The organism is Brevundimonas vancanneytii (assembly GCF_901421975.1).
GTDB classification, from domain to species: Bacteria; Pseudomonadota; Alphaproteobacteria; order Caulobacterales; family Caulobacteraceae; genus Brevundimonas; species Brevundimonas diminuta.
Map to the genome: position 1 here is coordinate 2,010,406 of NZ_LR588407.1, position 17,928 is coordinate 2,028,333.

21 protein-coding genes and 1 pseudogene are annotated in these 17,928 nt (G+C 68.5%); 8 read left to right on the top strand and 14 right to left on the bottom strand.

Going from position 1 to position 17,928, the window contains the following annotated elements; translation table 11 throughout:
- Positions 1-93: 93 nt before the first annotated feature.
- The 3 genes from FGL25_RS09920 to FGL25_RS17500 all read right to left on the bottom strand — a co-directional run bounded on the left by FGL25_RS09920 (position 94) and on the right by FGL25_RS17500 (position 2,005).
- Complete coding sequence (locus tag FGL25_RS09920) at positions 94-855, bottom strand: hypothetical protein (protein ID WP_252970109.1); 762 nt, start codon at positions 853-855, stop codon at positions 94-96.
- 16 nt (positions 856-871) lie between these two features.
- Entirely contained in the window at positions 872-1,633 is a 762-nt protein-coding gene (locus FGL25_RS09925) for a class II aldolase/adducin family protein (protein WP_138141611.1), read from the bottom strand.
- A 177-nt stretch (positions 1,634-1,810) separates the two neighbouring features.
- A complete protein-coding gene (locus FGL25_RS17500) occupies positions 1,811-2,005 on the bottom strand; it encodes a hypothetical protein (protein ID WP_252970110.1) in 195 nt (64 codons plus the stop codon).
- Between FGL25_RS17500 and FGL25_RS09930 the strand changes: the two genes are divergently transcribed.
- From FGL25_RS09930 to FGL25_RS09940, 3 genes are read left to right on the top strand one after another with little or no spacing between them, the layout of a single operon-like run.
- The gene (locus FGL25_RS09930; protein WP_252970111.1) at positions 2,004-2,912 is read left to right on the top strand and encodes a DUF2336 domain-containing protein; all 909 of its coding nucleotides are present in this window, start codon (positions 2,004-2,006) and stop codon (positions 2,910-2,912) included. The genes FGL25_RS17500 and FGL25_RS09930 overlap by 2 nt on opposite strands.
- A gap of 31 nt (positions 2,913-2,943) precedes the next feature.
- Entirely contained in the window at positions 2,944-3,723 is a 780-nt protein-coding gene (locus FGL25_RS09935; protein ID WP_003164423.1) for an NAD kinase, read from the top strand.
- 53 nt (positions 3,724-3,776) lie between these two features.
- Complete coding sequence (locus FGL25_RS09940) at positions 3,777-4,274, top strand: hypothetical protein (protein WP_003164422.1); 498 nt, start codon at positions 3,777-3,779, stop codon at positions 4,272-4,274.
- 25 nt (positions 4,275-4,299) lie between these two features.
- Here FGL25_RS09940 and FGL25_RS09945 read toward each other — a convergent pair whose 3' ends face one another.
- Both FGL25_RS09945 and FGL25_RS09950 read right to left on the bottom strand, forming a co-directional pair.
- Positions 4,300-5,442 (bottom strand): DUF2336 domain-containing protein, encoded by a 1,143-nt coding sequence (locus FGL25_RS09945; protein ID WP_138141612.1) that lies wholly within the window; start codon positions 5,440-5,442, stop codon positions 4,300-4,302.
- Positions 5,443-5,531: 89 nt separating this feature from the next.
- On the bottom strand, positions 5,532-6,338 hold the full coding sequence (locus FGL25_RS09950; RefSeq protein WP_040345036.1) for a transglycosylase SLT domain-containing protein: 807 nt from the start codon (positions 6,336-6,338) through the stop codon (positions 5,532-5,534).
- 149 nt (positions 6,339-6,487) lie between these two features.
- On the opposite strand from FGL25_RS09950, the gene FGL25_RS17505 reads away from it, so the two are divergent.
- Entirely contained in the window at positions 6,488-6,853 is a 366-nt protein-coding gene (locus FGL25_RS17505) for a hypothetical protein (RefSeq protein WP_252970112.1), read from the top strand.
- A 113-nt stretch (positions 6,854-6,966) separates the two neighbouring features.
- Entirely contained in the window at positions 6,967-7,218 is a 252-nt protein-coding gene (locus FGL25_RS17510) for a TonB family protein (RefSeq protein WP_252970113.1), read from the top strand.
- On the opposite strand, the gene FGL25_RS09960 is transcribed toward FGL25_RS17510, so the two are convergent.
- Complete coding sequence (locus FGL25_RS09960) at positions 7,215-8,237, bottom strand: NAD(P)/FAD-dependent oxidoreductase (protein ID WP_252970114.1); 1,023 nt, start codon at positions 8,235-8,237, stop codon at positions 7,215-7,217. The genes FGL25_RS17510 and FGL25_RS09960 overlap by 4 nt on opposite strands.
- Before the next feature lie 52 nt (positions 8,238-8,289).
- Positions 8,290-10,134: a phosphoenolpyruvate carboxykinase (GTP) gene (locus FGL25_RS09965; protein WP_138141613.1), complete on the bottom strand. Its 1,845-nt coding sequence runs from the start codon at positions 10,132-10,134 to the stop codon at positions 8,290-8,292.
- A gap of 210 nt (positions 10,135-10,344) precedes the next feature.
- Between FGL25_RS09965 and FGL25_RS09970 the strand changes: the two genes are divergently transcribed.
- Positions 10,345-10,980 (top strand): DUF938 domain-containing protein, encoded by a 636-nt coding sequence (locus tag FGL25_RS09970; protein WP_138141614.1) that lies wholly within the window; start codon positions 10,345-10,347, stop codon positions 10,978-10,980.
- Here FGL25_RS09970 and FGL25_RS09975 read toward each other — a convergent pair.
- Entirely contained in the window at positions 10,977-11,468 is a 492-nt protein-coding gene (locus FGL25_RS09975; protein WP_252970115.1) for a hypothetical protein, read from the bottom strand. The genes FGL25_RS09970 and FGL25_RS09975 overlap by 4 nt on opposite strands.
- 309 nt (positions 11,469-11,777) lie before the next feature.
- Here FGL25_RS09975 and FGL25_RS09980 point away from each other — a divergent pair.
- Positions 11,778-12,535: pseudogene (locus FGL25_RS09980) on the top strand (pseudouridine synthase).
- A gap of 6 nt (positions 12,536-12,541) precedes the next feature.
- Here the strand turns inward: FGL25_RS09980 and FGL25_RS09985 are convergent.
- The 5 genes from FGL25_RS09985 to crcB are packed head-to-tail and all read right to left on the bottom strand — an operon-like array spanning position 12,542 to position 16,893.
- Positions 12,542-13,303: an ATP12 family chaperone protein gene (locus FGL25_RS09985; RefSeq protein WP_128116516.1), complete on the bottom strand. Its 762-nt coding sequence runs from the start codon at positions 13,301-13,303 to the stop codon at positions 12,542-12,544.
- A gap of 9 nt (positions 13,304-13,312) precedes the next feature.
- A complete protein-coding gene (locus FGL25_RS09990) occupies positions 13,313-13,999 on the bottom strand; it encodes an HAD-IA family hydrolase (protein ID WP_138141615.1) in 687 nt (228 codons plus the stop codon).
- A 1-nt stretch (position 14,000) separates the two neighbouring features.
- Positions 14,001-15,506: a putative 2OG-Fe(II) oxygenase gene (locus tag FGL25_RS09995; RefSeq protein ID WP_138141616.1), complete on the bottom strand. Its 1,506-nt coding sequence runs from the start codon at positions 15,504-15,506 to the stop codon at positions 14,001-14,003.
- Entirely contained in the window at positions 15,503-16,498 is a 996-nt protein-coding gene (locus FGL25_RS10000; RefSeq protein WP_088411408.1) for an RluA family pseudouridine synthase, read from the bottom strand. The genes FGL25_RS09995 and FGL25_RS10000 overlap by 4 nt, the downstream gene beginning before the upstream one ends.
- Positions 16,495-16,893: a fluoride efflux transporter CrcB gene (gene crcB, locus FGL25_RS10005; protein WP_003164407.1), complete on the bottom strand. Its 399-nt coding sequence runs from the start codon at positions 16,891-16,893 to the stop codon at positions 16,495-16,497. The genes FGL25_RS10000 and crcB overlap by 4 nt, the downstream gene beginning before the upstream one ends.
- A gap of 43 nt (positions 16,894-16,936) precedes the next feature.
- On the opposite strand from crcB, the gene FGL25_RS10010 reads away from it, so the two are divergent.
- Entirely contained in the window at positions 16,937-17,374 is a 438-nt protein-coding gene (locus FGL25_RS10010; RefSeq protein WP_252970116.1) for a DUF2214 family protein, read from the top strand.
- Positions 17,375-17,377: 3 nt separating this feature from the next.
- Here the strand turns inward: FGL25_RS10010 and FGL25_RS10015 are convergent, their stop codons facing one another.
- Entirely contained in the window at positions 17,378-17,872 is a 495-nt protein-coding gene (locus FGL25_RS10015) for a CC0125/CC1285 family lipoprotein (protein WP_138141618.1), read from the bottom strand.
- Positions 17,873-17,928 lie beyond the last annotated feature (56 nt).

The following is a 17,928-nucleotide window of genomic DNA, read 5'->3' on the forward strand; positions in this document are numbered from 1 at the left end:
ACAACAAGCGCCCCCGCTTAACGGGTCACCGCCGTTACGCAAATAACGTATCTGTAACGTGGCGAACCTCGGATTCCGTCGCGGAAATCGGGACTAAAATCGACGCCAGATTCCGATGACAGGCCCTCTGCCCGCAGGAATTTCACGACCCGAAACGGCCTGTCGCCAGCCAGCCTGCAGCCGCCAGTCTCCGAACCGACGCACCGCCGAGGCCTCCAGCGACAGCCAGCGCGCCGCGCCGTCGCCATCCGCCGTCCCGCCGAAGGCCTGCGCCATCACCATCCAGTCCTGGTTGAGGTGCGCCCCGGCCGTCACATCCGCGCGCGTCTCGTCGGGCAAACCCGACCTCCAGCGCCGCGCCGCTTGGAGATCAATAAACCCGCGATCAAAGGACCGGCCCGCCAGAAGCCGCACCTCGACGTCGCTGTCTCCCGCGCCCGGCGGAGCGTAGCCGGCGTTGCGTCCCGCCCCGCCCTCGGCGTAGCCGACATAGACGGCCGCGACGTTGCGATCGTCGCGATAGGCCTGCCAGCGCACGCCCATCTCGATCGGCCCCAGCCCCTGATAGTCGAGGAACTCGTCGCGCCCGTCCTGCCATTCGCCCTTGGCTTGAAGAGTGAAGCGGTCGCTCAAGCCATATTCGACGAACACGCTGGCCGCGATGTCGCGCCGCCCGCCCGGCAAGTCGGCGCGCCCGCCGTCGGAGGCGAAATAGTCCTCGGCGCGGATAGTCTCATATTTGACGATGATCTCGCCCTGCCCCTTCGGCAGGTTCCAGGCGCCGGCGTGAGCCGCCCCCGCGCCAGACAGCAACCCCAGTCCGGCCCAGAGGCCGATGCTTCCCTTCCCCCGCACGGCCCCCCGCCTTTTTCTAGATGTCGTAACCGGGCGATTTTCGCTGCAGCTGGCGCAGGGCGCCGGGCCAGGCCAGGGAGGAGATAAAGCCGATCCCCCGGCCCTGCTCCTTGGTTTCGGCCTGGGCGGCGTCAGGCGCGATCAGAACGTTGTCGCGTCCCGCCGACAGAGCCGCGACCTGCTGGGCGCAGGTGCGTTCCAGGAAGAATATCCCAACCCAGGCCTCCGCCGCCGTGTTCCCGACCGCCAGGGTGCCGTGATTGCGCAGCAGCATCAGCGGCTTGTCGCCCAGGTCCGCCACCAGCCGCTCGCGCTCGTCGTGGTTCAGGGCCAGGCCTTCATAGCCGTGATAGGCGACCTGATGCTGCAGCAGGCAGGCGTTCTGGCTGATCGGCAGCAGGCCGTCCTTCTGCGCCGCGACGCCCACGCCGTTCACGGTGTGCAGATGAATGACGAAATGCGCCTCTTCGCGCGCCGCATGGACCGCCGAATGGATGGTGAAGCCCGCCGGGTTGATGAAGCTGGTCGTGTCCTGAACGACATTGCCGTCCAGATCGACCTTCACCAGGGAAGAGGCTGTAATTTCATCGAAATACCAGCCGTATGGATTGATGAGGAAGTGATGCTCCGGTCCCGGCACGCGGGCCGAGATATGGGTGAAGATCATGTCGTCCCACCCGTTCAGCGCCACCAGGCGGTACAGCGCGGCCAGTTCGACCCGCACCTTCCACTCCGCCTCGGAAACCTGGGATTTGAGCGACCGCGCCGCGTCCGTCATTGGCCTTCCCCCTTATCAGCGTTCAGATGAGCCTCTCTCCGCTCCGGCCCGGCGTCAAGTCGCCGACCGCCGCCGAAGAACCGAAACGGAAGACTTCATTAACCCTGTTTTCATCGACACGAGCGAACACTGTCCGCCGGCGGCGCGGCCGCATCGTCAGGGGGATGTTTCGTGGACTCAATCGAGGCGTTCGCGCCCTCCCCGCGTAGCGAGCCCCTGCCGCTGGCCAGCCTTCACCAACTGATCGATTTGGCCGCCGGACGTCCGCCGGAAGAACAACAGCGCCTGTTGCTGGGCGTGGCGGACCTCTACTGCTCGGTCGGCGGCCAGGCTGGCGCGCCGCCTGCCCCTGACCGAGGTCTTCGTCGCCATGGTCCGCGCCGCCGAGCAGGATATCCGCCGCGCCCTGGCCGAACGTCTGGCGGACGCCGCCTGGGCGCCGGCGGACCTGGTGCGCCTGCTGGCCGCCGACGCCATAGAGATCGCCCGCCCGGTGATCGCCGCCAGCCCCCTGCTGCTCGACGCCGACCTACTGACCCTGCTGGAAGAAGCCTCGCTGGACCATCAGGTCCAGGTGGCCCTTCGCCCTGACCTCGACCCCCTGCCCGCCCGCGCCATCCTCGATCGCGGCGAGCCGGCCGTCCTGACCGCCCTGGCCGTCAACGGGACGGCGCGGCTGGAAGCCGCCGACATGGCTCGATTGGTGGAGCAGGCGCGGTCCATCGCCGCCCTGCGCGCGCCGCTGACGCGACACCCCCGGTTGAACGAGGATCTGGCCCTGCGTCTCTATCAGTGGGTCGGCGAGGCCCTGAAGCAGGCCATCTCCCAGCGCTTCAGCCTGGACGCCGCCGCCCTGGCGACGGCGGTCGCCGCAGCGGCCCAGCAAGCGGCCGAGACCACGCCCGATCACGCCGCCGCCCAGTTGGCCGCCAAGCTGCATGCGGCGGGACAACTGCGCCCCGCCACCCTGATGCGGGCGCTGCGGGAAGAGAAACTCGACCTCTTCGTCCACGCCCTGACCATGCTGAGCGGTCTGGAGACCGAAGCTTTACGGCGCGCCCTGCGCGGCGACACCGCCCGACCGCTGTTTCTGGCCTGCACCGCTGCGGGGCTGGATCGCGCCGCCTTCCCCGCCCTGCTGCGCGAGGTTCGTCGGTTGAACCACGGCCTGCCGCATGATCCTGACGGCGAGGCCTGGCGCCCGGCGCAGCGGTCGACCACGCAGGCGGCCTATGAATTTCGTCTGCTGATGGCGCCTGAAGGCGGGTCGACCGTTTGACAGCGCGCCTCCGCTCCGCTTGCGTAGCGCCGTGACTCAGTCGTTCCATCCCACCGCCATCACCTTCGTCGCCAGCGACCGGCCCGAAGCCGAAGCCGCCCGCCAGCGGTTGAGCGAACGCTATGGCTCGGTTCCCGCCGCCGAAGCTGAGGTCATCGTCGCCCTGGGCGGCGACGGCTTCATGCTGGAGACCCTGCACAACAATCTGCAGCTGCGCACGCCCGTCTATGGGATGAACCGCGGCTCCGTCGGATTCCTGATGAACGACTATGAGGAAGACGACCTGCTGGATCGTCTGGCCCAGGCTGACCGCACGGTGCTGCATCCGTTGCAGATGGACGCCTGGGTCGAAAGCGGCCAGGTCCACAGCGGCCTGGCCATCAATGAAGTCTCCCTGCTCCGCCAGACGCGCCAGAGCGCCAAGCTGCGCATCAGCATCAACGACAAGGTGCGGCTGGAGGAGCTGACCTGCGACGGCTGCCTGGTGGCGACGCCAGCCGGGTCGACCGCCTATAATCTGTCGGCGCACGGGCCGATCATTCCCCTGGACGCGCCCAGCCTGGCGCTGACGCCGATCAGCGCCTTCCGCCCCCGGCGCTGGCGCGGCGCCCTGCTGTCGCACACGGCGCGGGTGCGCTTCGACGTACTAGAGCCGGACAAGCGGCCGGTCAGCGCCACCGCCGACAATTTCGAGGTGCGCCGCGTCTCGCGCGTCGAGGTGCGGGAGCGTCGCGACATCACCCTGACCATGCTGTTCGATTCAGGCCGCTCATATGAAGAGCGCGTCATGGCCGAACAATTCGCCGCCTGAACTGTAAAATAATCGAGGCGCCGTCACCGGATTTTAAGCCTCTGCGCGACAAAATGGCCGCTGTTGTTGAGGAGCCGCCCGTGACCAACCAAGTCATCCGCCCGCCCAATCCCCTGCGCGCCAAGGTCGGCGGCGGCTTCGGCGGCATTGACGCCAACGCCATCGCCAGGGCCGAGGAGGCGCTGAAGGCCATGTCGGCTCAGTTCGGCCAGTGGTTGAACGACGAGGTGGTCAGGCTGGACAAGGCTCAGTCCGACATCCGCAGCCAGGGCTACACGCCCGAAACGGCTGAGGCCCTCTATTTCCGCGCCCACGACCTCAAGGGGCTGGGGACCACATACGAATACCCGCTGGTCACGCGCATCGCCGCCTCGCTCTGCCGGATGCTGGACGACGCCGACAAGCGGATGCAGGCCCCCCTGGCCGTGGTCGACGCCCACATCGACGCCATCAAGGCCGTGGTCCGCGACAAGATCCAGACCGACGACCATCCTGTCGGACGCGATCTGGTTGAAACCCTGGAAGCCCGTGCGGCGGAGCACCTGGGCTAAAGCCGACTGATGGATTGAGCGCGGCTCAGGCCGCGCTGACGGCGCCGCGCCAGCCGTCGTCAGCCGGGCGGTCCAGCCGCTCCAGCAGATAGGCCAAATCCTCACGCGCGGCGTCGGGACGCTGACTCAGGAACCGCTCCAGCATCCGTTGACGGAAGACGGCGCTTCCGGTGTCCCCGCCTTCGGCCTGGAGCGCCCGCCAGGTGTCGACCCCGGCGCGGAAGGCTTGGAACAGACGTGGCGGCATGCCCGCACGGTCGTAGATGGCCTTGAGTCCCAGAGGCCCGGCGTCATGCACCATCAGCCAGGCGCGATGATGCGGCGTACCCGCCAACTCGGCCAGGGCGTGCTCGAACAGGCCGATCTGCCCCCGCGCCAAGGACCGCAGCAACAGAGACGGCGTCAGCACCCGGCGGCGGTTCAGCCCGGCCACAAAGGTCGGCAGATCATCCGTCACACGAGCCTGGTCCACCAGGTCGATCGTGGCCCGCTCCCGCGCGAAGTCGGCGAACTGGATAGCGGTCTCAGGCGTCAGAGCGTGGCGGGTGATCAGGTGTTCGCGCACAGCCTCGCTGGCCAGAACCACCAGCCGCTCGGTCACGGACAGCGGCAGAACCTGACGATAGGCCAGGGCCGAAATCACCTCCGGCGCATCGCTGAATCGATCCAGGGCGACGCCAAGCGCAGCCTCGGACAGATCGGCGTTGTCGTTTGCGGCCAGGGCGGCCACCGCCTCCTGCCTGCCTTCGGCGACCAAAACCGACGCCACATCGCGCGGCACGCGCGGGCGGGACGCCACCGCCACCTGGCGCAGCGCCGTCCCGGCGCGCACGATCTCGATCAGGTCGTCGTCAGTGAAGGCCGGGCAGCTGTTGATGATAGGCAGGGCCACGCTGTCCACATCGCCGGCCAGCCTGCGCGCCGCCTCGCGCGGCATGATGTCCGAAGCCTTCAGCGTCACCGCCACGGCCCGTCGCACCAGTTCCGCCGCATCGGCCGCCAGCACGCTCAGAATCTTTTGCGCCGCCTCGCGCTCCACGTCATCCAGCGCCATGCGGTCGATGCTGCGGCACAATTTATGAGCGGCGGCCGCGCGCTCGTCCTCCAGATCAGACTTGATCAGGCGCCGTATGTCGCTTTCCGTCAGTCTGGCGCGGTAGGCGGTCATGGCTCGAAGGCTCAGGGTTGGCGAGGAATCAATCGTCACCCCTAGCGTTACATAGTTAACACCCTCTTAGGAATAAGGCGGAAGCGTGGTCACGCCACCTTATCCGGCGGCGGAGCGAATGCGCCTCCGAATCCGCCGCCTGATCCCTGCCCGTCCTGGCCCAGCAACAGCGCCAGAAGGCTCTGATCCTGCTTCAAGCGGTCCATGCGCGCGGCCAGCATTCGGTCCTTTTCGCTCAGCTCCGGCGCCGCCTTGGCCGCCCCGCCGCTGCCGACGCCGACCGCCGGGAAGGCCTCGCCCGCCGTGCGCTGCAGATTGGCGTGCACCTCGGCCGCCGTCGCCGCTCGGCCATTGCGATAGAAGATCGAACGGTTGGCCGAAGCCGCTTCGGGGAACAGGGCCACCGCGCTGGTCTGCGGCCGCGACTGCACCGCCTCCAGCAGCTTGGCCGCGCCCGCCGGACCCAGGAAGTGCGCGGCGTACAGGTCGCCCGCCCCTGGCTCGCGCCCCGTGCGGCCGCGCAGATAGGCCGCGTTGGAGGCCGTCAGCTCCCCCGCCATGGTCGAGGCGGCCTGAGGATCGAAGCGAAGGTCCAACACGACGTTGCGAGCCGAGCCGCGCACCTGCCAGCGCCCGTCGCCGCCCTGATAGATCAGGTCAGCGTACTGGCCGTAGCCGTGCTTGGCGCCGTGCCGCTTCACCGTGCCCAGCCAGGTCTGCTCGATGAACTGGAACAGGCCCGAGGCCGAGGACGTGGGCGCCCGCGCATTGGGATTCATCGCGCTTTCGCGACGCGCGGTCTTCATCAGGAAATCGAAGTCCACGCCGGTCGAGGTCGAGGCGCGCCGGATCGCCGCCTCCACGCCGCCGGATGATGGAATCGCTTTCACGGTCATATGTGAACGGTCGCTAACCTCGGTAAACGAAAGCTTAACGCAGCGCCCCTGCCGTTAACAATTCCAAGCGCCACAATAAGGCCGCAAGCGAAGCGCGAACTCTGTTCCGTGGGTGCTGGGGAGGGCCTGCGACAGGAGGCGCGTAAGTCATGATGATGCGTATCGCCGGGGGCCACGGCGTGGTCAGCCCCCTCGACTTTCAGCAACGCAAGAAACCCCTGCCCCGATGGGTATGGGCGATGATCACCGCCTCGGCTCTGGTGCATGTCGGCGCCGGCGTCTGGCTGTATCAGCAACGCTTCGAACTGGCCGACGCCCCCGCGTCCTTGGAAGACCTGCCCACGACGATCGTGGAGCTGACGCCCAGGGTCAAACCGCCCGAGCCGAAGACGGCCTCGCCCGCGCCGACGCCGCCGATCCACCGGCCGACGCAGGTCATGCCCAGCGACGTCGTCCCGTTGGAGGTTCCGGTCGCCCCGTCGTCAGCCATGACGCCGGGCCGGTCATCAACCTGACCGAACCCGCGACCGAGCCCGCAGCCGGAACGACGATCACGCCAGAACCGCCCAAGCCGGTTCCCGTCATCACCCAGCCCGACTGGGTGCGGAAGCCGACGGCGGATCAGCTGATGCGGGCCTATCCGTCCGCTGCCGAGGCGCGCGGGATCGGCGGGGTGGCCGAACTGTCCTGTCTGGTGCGGGTGGACGGCAGCCTGACCGGCTGTTCGGTCACCTCGGAAACACCGGGCAATCAGGGCTTCGGCCGGGCGGCGGTGAGCCTGAGCCGCTACTTCCGCCTCAGCCCGCGCACGGTGGACGGACAGGCCGTCGACGGCGCGCGCGTCACCATGGCGATCCGCTTCGATCTGCCCAAGGACTAAAGGAACCGCGAGGGATGGAGGGTCAGCTCGGCGACGGGCCGGCCCTCTGTCGCATCAGCAACGACGGCGCCGATCAGCGGCCCCAGCAGCCAGCCGTTGCGACGCGGCCCCAGCGCGACATACAGGCCTGAGGCGACCTGCCCGGCCATCGGCAGGCCGTCCGGCGTCGTGCCGCGCACCCCCGCACGCCAGTCGATGGTCAAGGGACGCGGCGCCTGGCCCAGCACCTTCCATGCGGCGGCCAGCAGGGCGTCGCAACGCATGGCGTCGGGCGTCACCGAGCGCTCGCCCGGCTCCATCGTCGCCCCGATCACGCTGCCCTCGCCCATCGGCGCGACATAGGCGCCCGGCCCGCGCACGACATGGTCGACCAACCTCTCCTTCACCAGACCGATCTGGCCGCGAATGGGGGTGATGCGGGCGACCGCCGTGCGCGCTTCGGGCGGCAAGCCCTCCAGCGACGGGTCGGCGCCCGTGGCCAGGATCAGATGCTCCGCGCGCACGGCGCCCGTCGTCGTCTCGACCTGCCAGCCGAGCGCGTCCGGAGCCATGCGCAGCGCCCGCGCCTTGATCACCGTCAGTCCCTGCGCCAGCGCCTTCAGCGCCTGAGGCGGATCGACCTTCGCATCCTCATGAGTCGTCAGGCGCGCCGAGTCGGCGTCATACTGATGCTGAAAGCCCAGCGCCTTCATCCGCGCCGCCAGTTCGGCGACGTCGCCGCCGCGCCATTCCGCCAGATCGCCATACAGCCGCACGCCCGTCGCCTCTGCGAAGGCGGGCCACAGGTCGCGCGCGCGACGCAACACTTGCGCCGCCTCGGGCGACAGATCGTCGATGGCGCATTCCATGGCCGGCGCGATCATGCCTGCCGCTACCGCCGAAGCGTTGACGCCGCCGGGGTCTACCACCGCAACGCGGCGTCCGCGTCGTCTCAACTCCGCCGCCGCGCACAGGCCCAGCGCGCCCGCGCCGATGACCACGACGTCGAAGGAAGGTTCGGGAGAATTAAAAAGGGGCACGGGATGTCCTTCGACCTCCCGCGCCCTGATTTCAACCGTTGAGGACGGTCTTTTATTCAGCCGCCAGCTTGGCCGCGCGCGCCTCTTCCAGACGCTTGGTCAGGGCGGCGTGCTGGTCCCACAGGGCCTTGGGCAGGCGATCGCCGAACTTCTCGTAGAAGGCGGGGATCAGGGCGGCTTCCTCGGTCCAGACGTCGGCGTCGACGTCCAGCAGGATCTGCAGATCGGCGTCCGTCAGCGTCAGACCCGACAGGTCCAGCGCGGCCTTGGACGGCACGCGGCCGACCGGGGTGTCCACGGCCTCGGCCTGACCTTCCAGACGCTCGACGATCCACTTCAGCACGCGGGCGTTGTCGCCGAAGCCCGGCCAGACGAACTGGCCGTCCTCGTTCTTGCGGAACCAGTTGACGAAGAACAGGCGCGGCAGCTTCGACGCATCGGCCTTTTCGCCCATCTTCAGCCAGTGGCCGAAGTAGTCGCCCATGTTGTAGCCGCAGAACGGCAGCATGGCGAAGGGGTCGCGGCGCAGCTCGCCGACCTTGTTCTCGGCGGCGGCGGTGCCTTCGGAGGCCACGGTCGAGCCCATGAAGACGCCGTGCTCCCAGTCATAGGCTTCCGTCACCAGCGGCACGGCCGAGGCGCGGCGACCGCCGAACAGGATGGCGTCGATCGGCACGCCTGCGGGGTCTTCCCACTCCGGCGCGATGGACGGGCACTGACCAGCCCAGACGGCGAAGCGCGAGTTCGGGTGCGCCGCAGGCTCGCCCGAGGCCGGATCGTGCGGCTGGCCCTTCCAGTTGGTCAGGCCTTCCGGCGCTTCCTTCGACAGGCCTTCCCACCAGACGTCGCCGTCAGCGGTCAGGGCCACGTTGGTGAAGATGGTGTCGCGCGTCAGGGTTTCGAGCGCGTTCTTGTTGGTGTTGCGGCTGGTGCCCGGCGCCACGCCGAAGAAGCCCGCTTCCGGGTTCACGGCGTACAGGCGGCCGTCGTCGCCGAAACGCATCCAGGCGATGTCGTCGCCGACCGTCTCGGCCTTCCAGCCGTCCAGCGCCGGTTGCAGCATGGCCAGGTTGGTCTTGCCGCAGGCCGACGGGAAGGCGGCGGCGACGTACTTCGACACGCCTTCGGGGCTGGTCAGCTTGAGGATAAGCATGTGCTCGGCCAGCCACCCCTCGTCGCGGGCCATGATCGAGGCGATGCGCAGGGCGTAGCACTTCTTGCCCAGCAGGGCGTTGCCGCCGTAGCCCGAGCCGTAGGACCAGATTTCCCGCGTCTCGGGGAAGTGGACGATCCACTTGTCGTCGTTGCAGGGCCAGGCCACATCGGCCTGACCTTCGGCCAGCGGCGCGCCCAGGGTGTGAACGGCGGGGACAAAGACGCCGTCGGCGCCCAGCATGTCCAGCGCGCCCTTGCCCATGCGGGTCATGACGCCCATCGACACGGCGACATAGCCGCTGTCGGTGATCTCAACGCCCAGGGCGGAGATCTTGGAGCCCAGCGGGCCCATGCAGAACGGAACGACGTACATCGTCCGGCCCTTCATGCAGCCGTCGAACAGGCCGTCCAGACGGGCCCGCATTTCAACCGGGTCGGACCAGTTGTTGGTCGGACCGGCGTCGGCTTCATCTTCCGAGCAGATGAAGGTGCGGCTCTCGACGCGGGCCACGTCCTTGGGGTCCGAGGCGGCGTAGTAGCAGCCGGGGCGCTTGGCTTGATCCAGCTCCTTCAGCGTGCCCTTGCCGATCAGATCGGCGACGATGGCGGACTTCTCGGCGGCCGAGCCGTCGCACCAGTGAACACGGTCAGGCTTGGTCAGGGCGGCGATCTGCTCCACCCAGGCGACGAGGCCCTTGTGTTCAGTCGGCGCCGGATGGAGTCCGGGAATCGATTGCGTCACGTCTTGCTCTCCTGAAGCTGCGCGCAGCGATCTGTCGTCGCCGTCACGCAATAAGCTGATCACGCTGTGTAACGGGGGCCAATGAACCCCGAGGGACGTTAGGTCAACCGCTGCACGTTTCATTCCCCCGTTATCCGGCTCACTCCATCCACACGCATATTTAAATCGTCAGAGCGCGTCTCAAGGGCTATCTCCTTCGGCGTGAAGACGATGGATTCTGTAAAGTCGACGCGGGACGCCTTATCGAGCGCCCTGATCTCGCCCGCCGCCGAGCGCAACAGCGCGGCCATACTGGAGGTGCTGCGCGCCCATCTGCCCGTTCAGGGCCGGGTGCTTGAGATCGCCGCCGGATCGGGCCAGCACGCCGCCCTCTTCGCAACCGCCCTGCCCGGCCTGGACTGGACGCCCAGCGACCCCAGCGCGGAGGCGCGGGCCAGCATCGAGGCGTGGCGAATGAAGGCGGGCGCGGCGAACCTGCGCCCCGCCCAGGCGGTCGACATGCTGGATGACGCCCGCTGGCCGTCGGAGCCGCTGGACGCCATCATCTGTATCAACATGATCCACATCAGCCCGTGGTCGGCGGCCCAGGGCCTGATGCGGCTGGCGGAACGGTCTCTGATCCGCCCCGGCGGTCTGCTGTACCTCTATGGCCCCTATCGCGAGGCCGAGGTTCCGCTGGCCCCGTCCAACGCCGCCTTCGACGACAGCCTGAAGGCGCGCGATCCCGCATGGGGCCTGCGCGACCGGGGCGAGGTCGAAACGCTCGCCCGGTCGCATGGCCTGGCCCTGACGCTGCGACGGGCCATGCCCGCCAACAATCTGAGCCTGATCTTCCGCCGGGTTTAGATGGCGGCGACCACAGCCGTCAGTTCGGCGCGGTCGTTCAGCATGGCCACCTTGCCGTCGCGGAAGGCCGCGCCCGGCGCATCGGCCGCTTCGCCAAAGCTTTCAGCCGCCACAGCCACGCCGTCAGCGAAGGCCAGAACCGGCAGGCCCTGCGCCTTGGCCAGGTTCACCAGCGCCTTGACCTGAACCAGACCGGCTTCATCCGACACGCCGCCCGGAACCACCACGCCCTGAACACGGCCGCCGCTGATGTCGTCGGCCGTCGCCGTGGCCAGAACGGTCAGCCCGCCCGAAACCAGACTGCCCTCGCCGGTCGAGATCGGGGCCAGCGACACGCCCTCAAAGCGCAGGGCGGTCTCCATGTCGCCCAGTTCGCCGAAATCCATGCCTTTGCGCATGATCAGGCCGAAGCGCAGGCGGGCGGGCGCGGGGCGATTGCCGTATTGGCGGGAACGAGGGGCGGTCGTGGTCTTGCGTTGAGCGTACAAAACGTCTCCTTCGAAGGTTATCGATCAATATTCGTGGACGATTACAAGAAACCGTCCCGCCCTGTACGCCGCAACCGGATCAAACACGGCAAACGTCGCAATCCGAATCAATCGGAAGCGAATGCGGCAAAAACATCAGGGTGACTGCTGATATAGGCTTATGATGCTCAAGGTCAACTTGACGACGCAAAAGTGAACTCAACCCGACCTAAGAACACCTGAACCGCCCAGCCACAGCAGCGCCCTTGCCTCCATGCGCGAGCGGGCCCTACACAGCCGGTCGCACCGCTGGAGATCTCAAGTCAGGCCATGGCCTTCACCCGCACCTATGACGGCCCAGACCCCGTCCGCATCAACAAGTGGCTGGGTCAGAGCGGCGTCTGCTCGCGCCGCGAGGCCGAGGGCCTGATCGCCGAGGGGCTGGTCAGCATCGACGGCGAGGTCGTGCGCGACGCAGGCCGCAAGATCGAACCGGGCCAGACCCTGACGCTGAACGACACGGGCGAGGCGGCGCTGGCGGCGGGCGTCGCCATCCTGCTGCACAAGCCGGTCGGCTATGTCTCGGGCCAGCCTGAGCCGGGCAAGATTCCGGCCGTGCGCCTGCTGACCACGGCCAACCGGGTCGGCGACGGCGAGACGCCCGCGCGCGACGCCTCCCTGCCCCCGTCGGGCGACTGGACGAGGATTCGCGCGGTCTGCTGATGCTGTCGTCAGACGGCGTGGTGGCCAAGGCGGTGATCGGCCCACAGTCCGATCTGGACAAGGAATATCTGGTCCGCGTCGCTGGCGTCGTGACCGAGGCCAAGCTGACCAAACTGCGCCACGGCCTGGAGCTGGACGGTCGCCAGTTGAAGCCTGCCCGCGTCACCCAGATGGAGCCGCAGCGCCTGCGTTTCATCCTGCGCGAAGGCCGCAACCGCCAGATTCGCCGCATGTGCGAGCTGGTCGGGCTGGAGGTCGTCGACCTCTATCGCATCCGCATCGGCCCCGTGAAATTGGGCGACCTGCCGGAAGGCCGTTGGCGGATGCTGACGGCGGACGAGCGCGCTGCGCTGATCAAGGGCTGAGCCGCCTCAGCGCAACGCCTCAAACCACCGTTGCAGCAGGAACGCTTCAGCGCGGTGAGCGGCCGTGCGGACAGCCGCCTCCTCGTCCACGCCCCAACGCTCTTCGGTGAAGGCTTCGTCCAGACGCGACAGGTCCAGCGCCGCCTCGCCCGCCAGCGCTCCGCGCTGCACCGCCAGCCCCAGCACCGCCGAGCCGAACAGCGGCACCGCCGTCGCCAGCCCGGTCAGGGCGAAGTCGTCCATCTCCAGCGCCAGCACCTCGACCCGCGCCAGAGCTTCCGGCGCCTGCGGCCGATGGATGATGCCCTCAACGGTATGCAGTTCGACGCCCAGCTCGCGCGCGGCCCAGTCGCGCCACGGCCCCCATTCCGCCTGCTGTCGTTCGATCAGGCCCGACGGCGTCTCGGCCAGATAGCAAAGCACGTCCGATCCGGCGTAGCGGGCGATCTCTTCGGCTACAGGCCCGCGCGTCTGGCTGACCCGGTCGATGGCGGTCGAGGCCAGACGGGTGGCGGGCATGGTCGCGGGCGTCAGGTGCTCGCCCTGGGCGTTCCACTCGTCGGCCACGAGGCGAGCCGCCGCCTCGGTCGGCAGGACGATGGCGTTTCCGGCGGGCGTCTTGGGCGCGCGGCCGTCCAGCAGGACGACCCAGCCGCCGTCACGGGCCTCGACCTCGGCGGCCTTCCAGAAACGCTTGATGCGTTCCTCGGACTCGCGAAAGCCCTTCTGGGCGGCGACGTTGGGATCAAGCGAAGGAATATGGGACATGGCGGACTTCTAGGCGAAAAGCTTGGTCGAGGCGAAACGATCGAGCGCCGCCTCAAGGTCAGGAAAATCATCGGCGATGTGTAGCGCGCCCGCCGCCGCCTGCTCCTCCACCGTGTGGAAGCCCCAGCCGACGCCCAGAGGATGCACGCCCGCCGCCACAGCCATCGTGATGTCGTGGCTGGTGTCGCCGATCATGACGGTCGAGGCGATGTCGGCCCCGCAGGCCGTCATGGCGGCGCGCAGCATGGCTGGGTCCGGCTTGCCCGGCCCGTCCTCAGCGCAGTGGCTGGACAGGAACAGATCGCTCCATTCGGGCCGCGCCAGATTGCGGGCCACGCCGCGCCGGTTCTGGCCGGTCGCCAGCGACAGCCGCCAGCCGTCGCGCTTCAGCCGCCGCAGGGTCTGCATCACGCCGGGATAGAGCGGCTCCTCATGGCCCGCCTCATACATGGCGCGGAAACTGGCCTGAAACGCGGCGACGAAGTCGGCCAGTTCGGCGTCGGTCAGCGACGGCTCCAGCACGTGCAGGGCGTGATGCAGGCTCAGGCCTACGATCTGACGCACCCGATCATATTCCGGCTCGGGCAGGCCCAGCGCCTGCGCCGCCTCGCAGGCCGCACGATGGATGGAGGCCCGGCTGTCGACCAGGGTGCCGTCGATGTCGAAGACGGCGAGAGGAGCGTCGGAAGCGGTCATGTCAGGCTGGCACGATGTCAAAGGCGACGGACAGGCGCGGCTGGTCGCCGCTGAAAGGCACGGTGCCGTGCCACAGGCAGGACGGGAAAAGCACCAGCTTGCCCGGCTCCGGCTTCTCGTACCGCAGCGGCTCCAGCGGCGGCGAGGTCGGGAACGGCGGCTGGGCCAGGGCCAGCCAGCCTTCGCGCCCGCCCGCCTCGACCACCGGCGGCACCTCGATGTAGCAGGCCGAAGAATACCAGCCCTTCGGATGAATATGGTGTTCGTGGAAACCGCCCGGCGCCAGCCGCACCGACCAGCAGCCCTTCAGCCGATAGCTTCCAGAGTTTCGGACGCGAACAGAATCCTCACCCTGCCCCAGCCGCGCCAGATGACGGCGGATCGGCCCGTCGATGGCGGTGAAGAAGGCGCGAATGGCCGGATCGTCGACCAGGGTCAGGTCCACCGGCGTCTGCGTCCCGTGCCGCAGGCTCTGGCCCAGCGGGTGGTTCTGATAGGCGTGTTGCGCCAGCAGCGCCGCCTTGAGGTCGGCCAGATAGGCCGCCAAGTCGCTCCAGCCGGGCGGCGTATCGATGGTCAGGGCGCCGACCAGACCCTCCAGGTCATCCAACCCCAGGGCGTCGGCCTGCCCCTTCAGGCGGCTGGCCGTGGCGTGCAGGGCCAGAACCTTCTGATCCGGGGTGGGCGCAGCCAATAATTGGCGCAGGATCTCCAGCGCTCCATCGGGGTCGCCAGAGGCGATCATGGCCTCGGCCAGACTGGTCCACGGTTCGAGCGTGTTCGGCGCCGCCTGCGTCGCCGCGCGCGCATGATCCACAGCCAGCGCCGGATCGAACTTCAACGCCAACTGGCCCGCCGCCATCTCGACCATGGCGGCCCGTACGCCGCCGTCGCGCACGCGGCGGGTCAACTCGCCCCAGGCCTCGCGCGGATCAGCGCCCCCATACATCAGGACCACCGCCAGACAGGTCAGCAGTTCGGCGTCGCCAGGCGCGGCCTTCAGCGCGTCGAGCACCGGCGCCGCCGCAGCCTCACGACCTCCGCCGCGCATCCAGATCAGTTGCGCCAGCTCCCGCACGGCGTCGCCATAAACGGGCCGACGCTTCAAGGCCTGGCGATAGGCGTCGTCCGCCTCGTCATGACGGCCGCAACCAGACAGGGCGCGGGCCAGCACCAACCAGGTCTCAGGCGCATCTCCGCCATTGGCGAAGGCCCGCCGCGCCGCCTCGACAGCCTCGAGGTTGCGGCCTGTGTCGCCCAGAGAACTGGCCAGATTATGCTGCGCGACGACGCTGCCGGGCGTGGCGGCCGCCTGGGCGCGGCGGATGACCAGGGCCTCCTCCTTGCGGTCCAACGCCTTCAGAAGATCGACCTGAAACGACTGAACCCCGGCCCGCTCGCCCGGCGTCGCCTGCTCCAGCACGGCCAGGGCGCCCGGCAGGTCGCCCTGCTGGGCCAGCGCCTGGGCGCGCTGAAGCCGCATCTGGACCGCCGCGCCTGTGTTCATCGCATCCGCCGCACGCCCTCGAAGGGATCTTCGTCGGCCTCGTCCTCGGAGAAGCCGAAATGGTTGAAACCGGCCTTCATCTCAGGGCTGAGCGGAGCCTCGACGATCAGCTTGCCGCCGCCCGGGTGGTCCAGCTCGATGCGGCGGGCGTGAAGCTGCAGCTTCAGCGGGCCGGACAGTTCACGCGACTTGTCGTCGCCGTATTTGGGATCGCCCAGGATCGGATGGCCGATGGCGGCCATGTGGGCGCGCAGCTGGTGCGTGCGGCCGGTGAAGGGGCGCAGCGCCATCCAGGCAGCGCGGTGGGCGGCGCGGCTGATGGTGGCGAAGGCGGTTTCGGCCGGTTCACCCTTGGGATCCTTGGGCTCGGCCGGGCGCATCATCTCGAAGTCGTTGATGCCGGTCTTCTTCAGCGCCATGTCGATCTGACCGGCCGAAGGCTTGGGGTTGCCGATGACGATGGCCCAATAGGTCTTCTTGGCCTGACGGCGGGCGAAGGCGCCGGCCAGACGCTTGGCCGCCTCCGGCCCCTTGCCCAGCAGCAGCACGCCCGAGGTGTCGCGGTCCAGACGGTGAACCAGACGCGGCCGGTCCATCCCCTCGCCCCAGGCCGACAGCAGACGGTCGACGTGCTTGGTCGTCTTAGTCCCGCCCTGCACGGCCAGGCCGTGCGGCTTGTTCAGGGCGATGACCATGTGGTCTTCGTACAGCACCAGCGACTTGGCGTAGGCGATGTCGCGCTCGCTCAGTTCGTGCAGGTCGCCGGGCTTGCGCGGATTGGCGTCCGGCAGCGGCGGCACGCGCACGGCGGCGCCCGCGGTCAGGCGGTCCTGCGGCTTGACGCGCGAGCCGTCGACGCGGATCTGGCCGCTGCGGGCCATCTTCTCGACTTGGATATGGGTCAGGTGCGGCCAACGGCGCTTGAACCAGCGATCCAGGCGGATGTCGTCTTCATCCTCGGCGACATAGAGGGTCTGGACTTCGCGGCTCATGCGCCCACTCCGGTAAACAGTTTGCGCGCGATCATCAGGCCGACGAACAGAGCGGCGATGGCGAGAACCACCGAACCCGCCGCATAAACGAAAGCCGAGACGATTTCACGGCGTTCGATCATCAGGGCCGCTTCCAGTGAAAAGGCCGAAAAGGTCGTGAAGCCGCCCAGGACGCCGACGGCGGCGAACAGGCGGATGCTCTCCTGCCCCGCGCCCGCCCTCAACGCCAGCCAGCCGACCAGCAGCCCCATCAGAAGGCCGCCCGCGACATTGGCGGTCAGGGTCGCCCACGGCCAGGCCGCGCCCGGCGCCAGGCGGCCCACGGCCAGCCCTAGCCCATAGCGCGCCATCGCCCCCAGGCCGCCGCCGATCGCAACCAGCAAGAAACGTGTCATGCTGGCGGCATATACTGTTCCGACCTCATTTGCGAAGGCCGCCATGCACGACCTTGTCCTCGCCATCCTGCATCACCTGCTGTTCCTGGGCCTGATCGTCATGCTGGCGTCGGAACTGGCGCTGCTGCGGACGCCGGAACCGCCGGTGAAGCGACTGGCCGGGCTGGACGCGGGCTATGGGGTCACGGCCCTGCTGATCATTCTGGTCGGGGTCGGACGGGTGGTGGGCGGCAAGGGCTGTGCCTTCTATGAAGCCACCCCCTTCTTCTGGGCCAAGATCGCGACCTTCGCCCTGATCGGCCTGATCTCGATCCGGCCGACGCTGGCGATCCTGAAGTGGCGCAAGGCGGAGCGGGCCGCGCCCGGCTATGTTCCGCCTCAGGCCGAGCTGACCGCGGCGCGTCGCGCGGTCGGGCTTGAGATTCTGCTGCTGGTTCCGCTGCTGGCCTTCGCGGCGGCGATGGCGCGTTGGCCGTTCTAGACCCTACAGGCGCGGGCGGATGGCGTCCTGAACCCCGCGCGCGTCATAGGCCCCAGGGCGATCCGGGCGCTGGCCGCGCCCCATGACGATCTCCAGCGTGGTCGAGGTCGGCTGCGGCCCGCTGAGGTCGAAGCCCAACCCGACGCCGACGCCCGATGACGACCAGCCGCCGTAACGGCCCGTGCCCGCGCCGATGGAGACGCTGGGACGCACGCCGCCCGCGCTGTCGGGGCGTCCGTCGAGCCAGCGCTGCGTCACCTCGAACCAATCATAGCCCTGCTCGGTCGTCAGCTGAGCCGCACGGAACAGCGCCATATCCGCCACTGGACCGGGCGCGCCGACGCCGTTGTAGCTGACGCGGAAACGGTCGCGCTCGATCTGCTGTTCGGAGTAGCCCTGCCCGTTCGGGCCCATCTGACGGCCGTAGGGCGCCAGGCTGGCGCAGGCCGTAAGGGCCAGGGCCGAGACGGCGATCGTGACGATGGCGAGGCGTTTCATGCGCGTGTCTCCCACGCCCGAACAGCGCACGGGCGAGCCGGATTGTTCCGCGGTGA

Excerpts from the sequence above, each read along its gene's own strand:
- FGL25_RS09925 (WP_138141611.1), bottom strand. The coding sequence starts at position 1,633 with ATGACGGACGCGGCGCGGTCGCTCAAATCCCAGGTTTCCGAGGCGGAG.
- FGL25_RS09930 (WP_252970111.1), top strand. The coding sequence starts at position 2,004 with ATGGTCCGCGCCGCCGAGCAGGATATCCGCCGCGCCCTGGCCGAACGT.
- FGL25_RS09985 (WP_128116516.1), bottom strand. The coding sequence starts at position 13,303 with ATGTCCCATATTCCTTCGCTTGATCCCAACGTCGCCGCCCAGAAGGGC.
- FGL25_RS10010 (WP_252970116.1), top strand. The coding sequence starts at position 16,937 with ATGCACGACCTTGTCCTCGCCATCCTGCATCACCTGCTGTTCCTGGGC.
- FGL25_RS09940 (WP_003164422.1), top strand. The coding sequence starts at position 3,777 with ATGGCCGCTGTTGTTGAGGAGCCGCCCGTGACCAACCAAGTCATCCGC.
- FGL25_RS09950 (WP_040345036.1), bottom strand. The coding sequence starts at position 6,338 with ATGACCGTGAAAGCGATTCCATCATCCGGCGGCGTGGAGGCGGCGATC.
- FGL25_RS09995 (WP_138141616.1), bottom strand. The coding sequence starts at position 15,506 with ATGAACACAGGCGCGGCGGTCCAGATGCGGCTTCAGCGCGCCCAGGCG.
- FGL25_RS09990 (WP_138141615.1), bottom strand. The coding sequence starts at position 13,999 with ATGACCGCTTCCGACGCTCCTCTCGCCGTCTTCGACATCGACGGCACC.
- crcB (WP_003164407.1), bottom strand. The coding sequence starts at position 16,893 with ATGACACGTTTCTTGCTGGTTGCGATCGGCGGCGGCCTGGGGGCGATG.
- FGL25_RS17500 (WP_252970110.1), bottom strand. The coding sequence starts at position 2,005 with ATGGCGACGAAGACCTCGGTCAGGGGCAGGCGGCGCGCCAGCCTGGCC.
- FGL25_RS17510 (WP_252970113.1), top strand. The coding sequence starts at position 6,967 with ATGCGGGCCTATCCGTCCGCTGCCGAGGCGCGCGGGATCGGCGGGGTG.
- FGL25_RS10015 (WP_138141618.1), bottom strand. The coding sequence starts at position 17,872 with ATGAAACGCCTCGCCATCGTCACGATCGCCGTCTCGGCCCTGGCCCTT.
- FGL25_RS10000 (WP_088411408.1), bottom strand. The coding sequence starts at position 16,498 with ATGAGCCGCGAAGTCCAGACCCTCTATGTCGCCGAGGATGAAGACGAC.
- FGL25_RS17505 (WP_252970112.1), top strand. The coding sequence starts at position 6,488 with ATGATGATGCGTATCGCCGGGGGCCACGGCGTGGTCAGCCCCCTCGAC.
- FGL25_RS09945 (WP_138141612.1), bottom strand. The coding sequence starts at position 5,442 with ATGACCGCCTACCGCGCCAGACTGACGGAAAGCGACATACGGCGCCTG.
- FGL25_RS09970 (WP_138141614.1), top strand. The coding sequence starts at position 10,345 with ATGGATTCTGTAAAGTCGACGCGGGACGCCTTATCGAGCGCCCTGATC.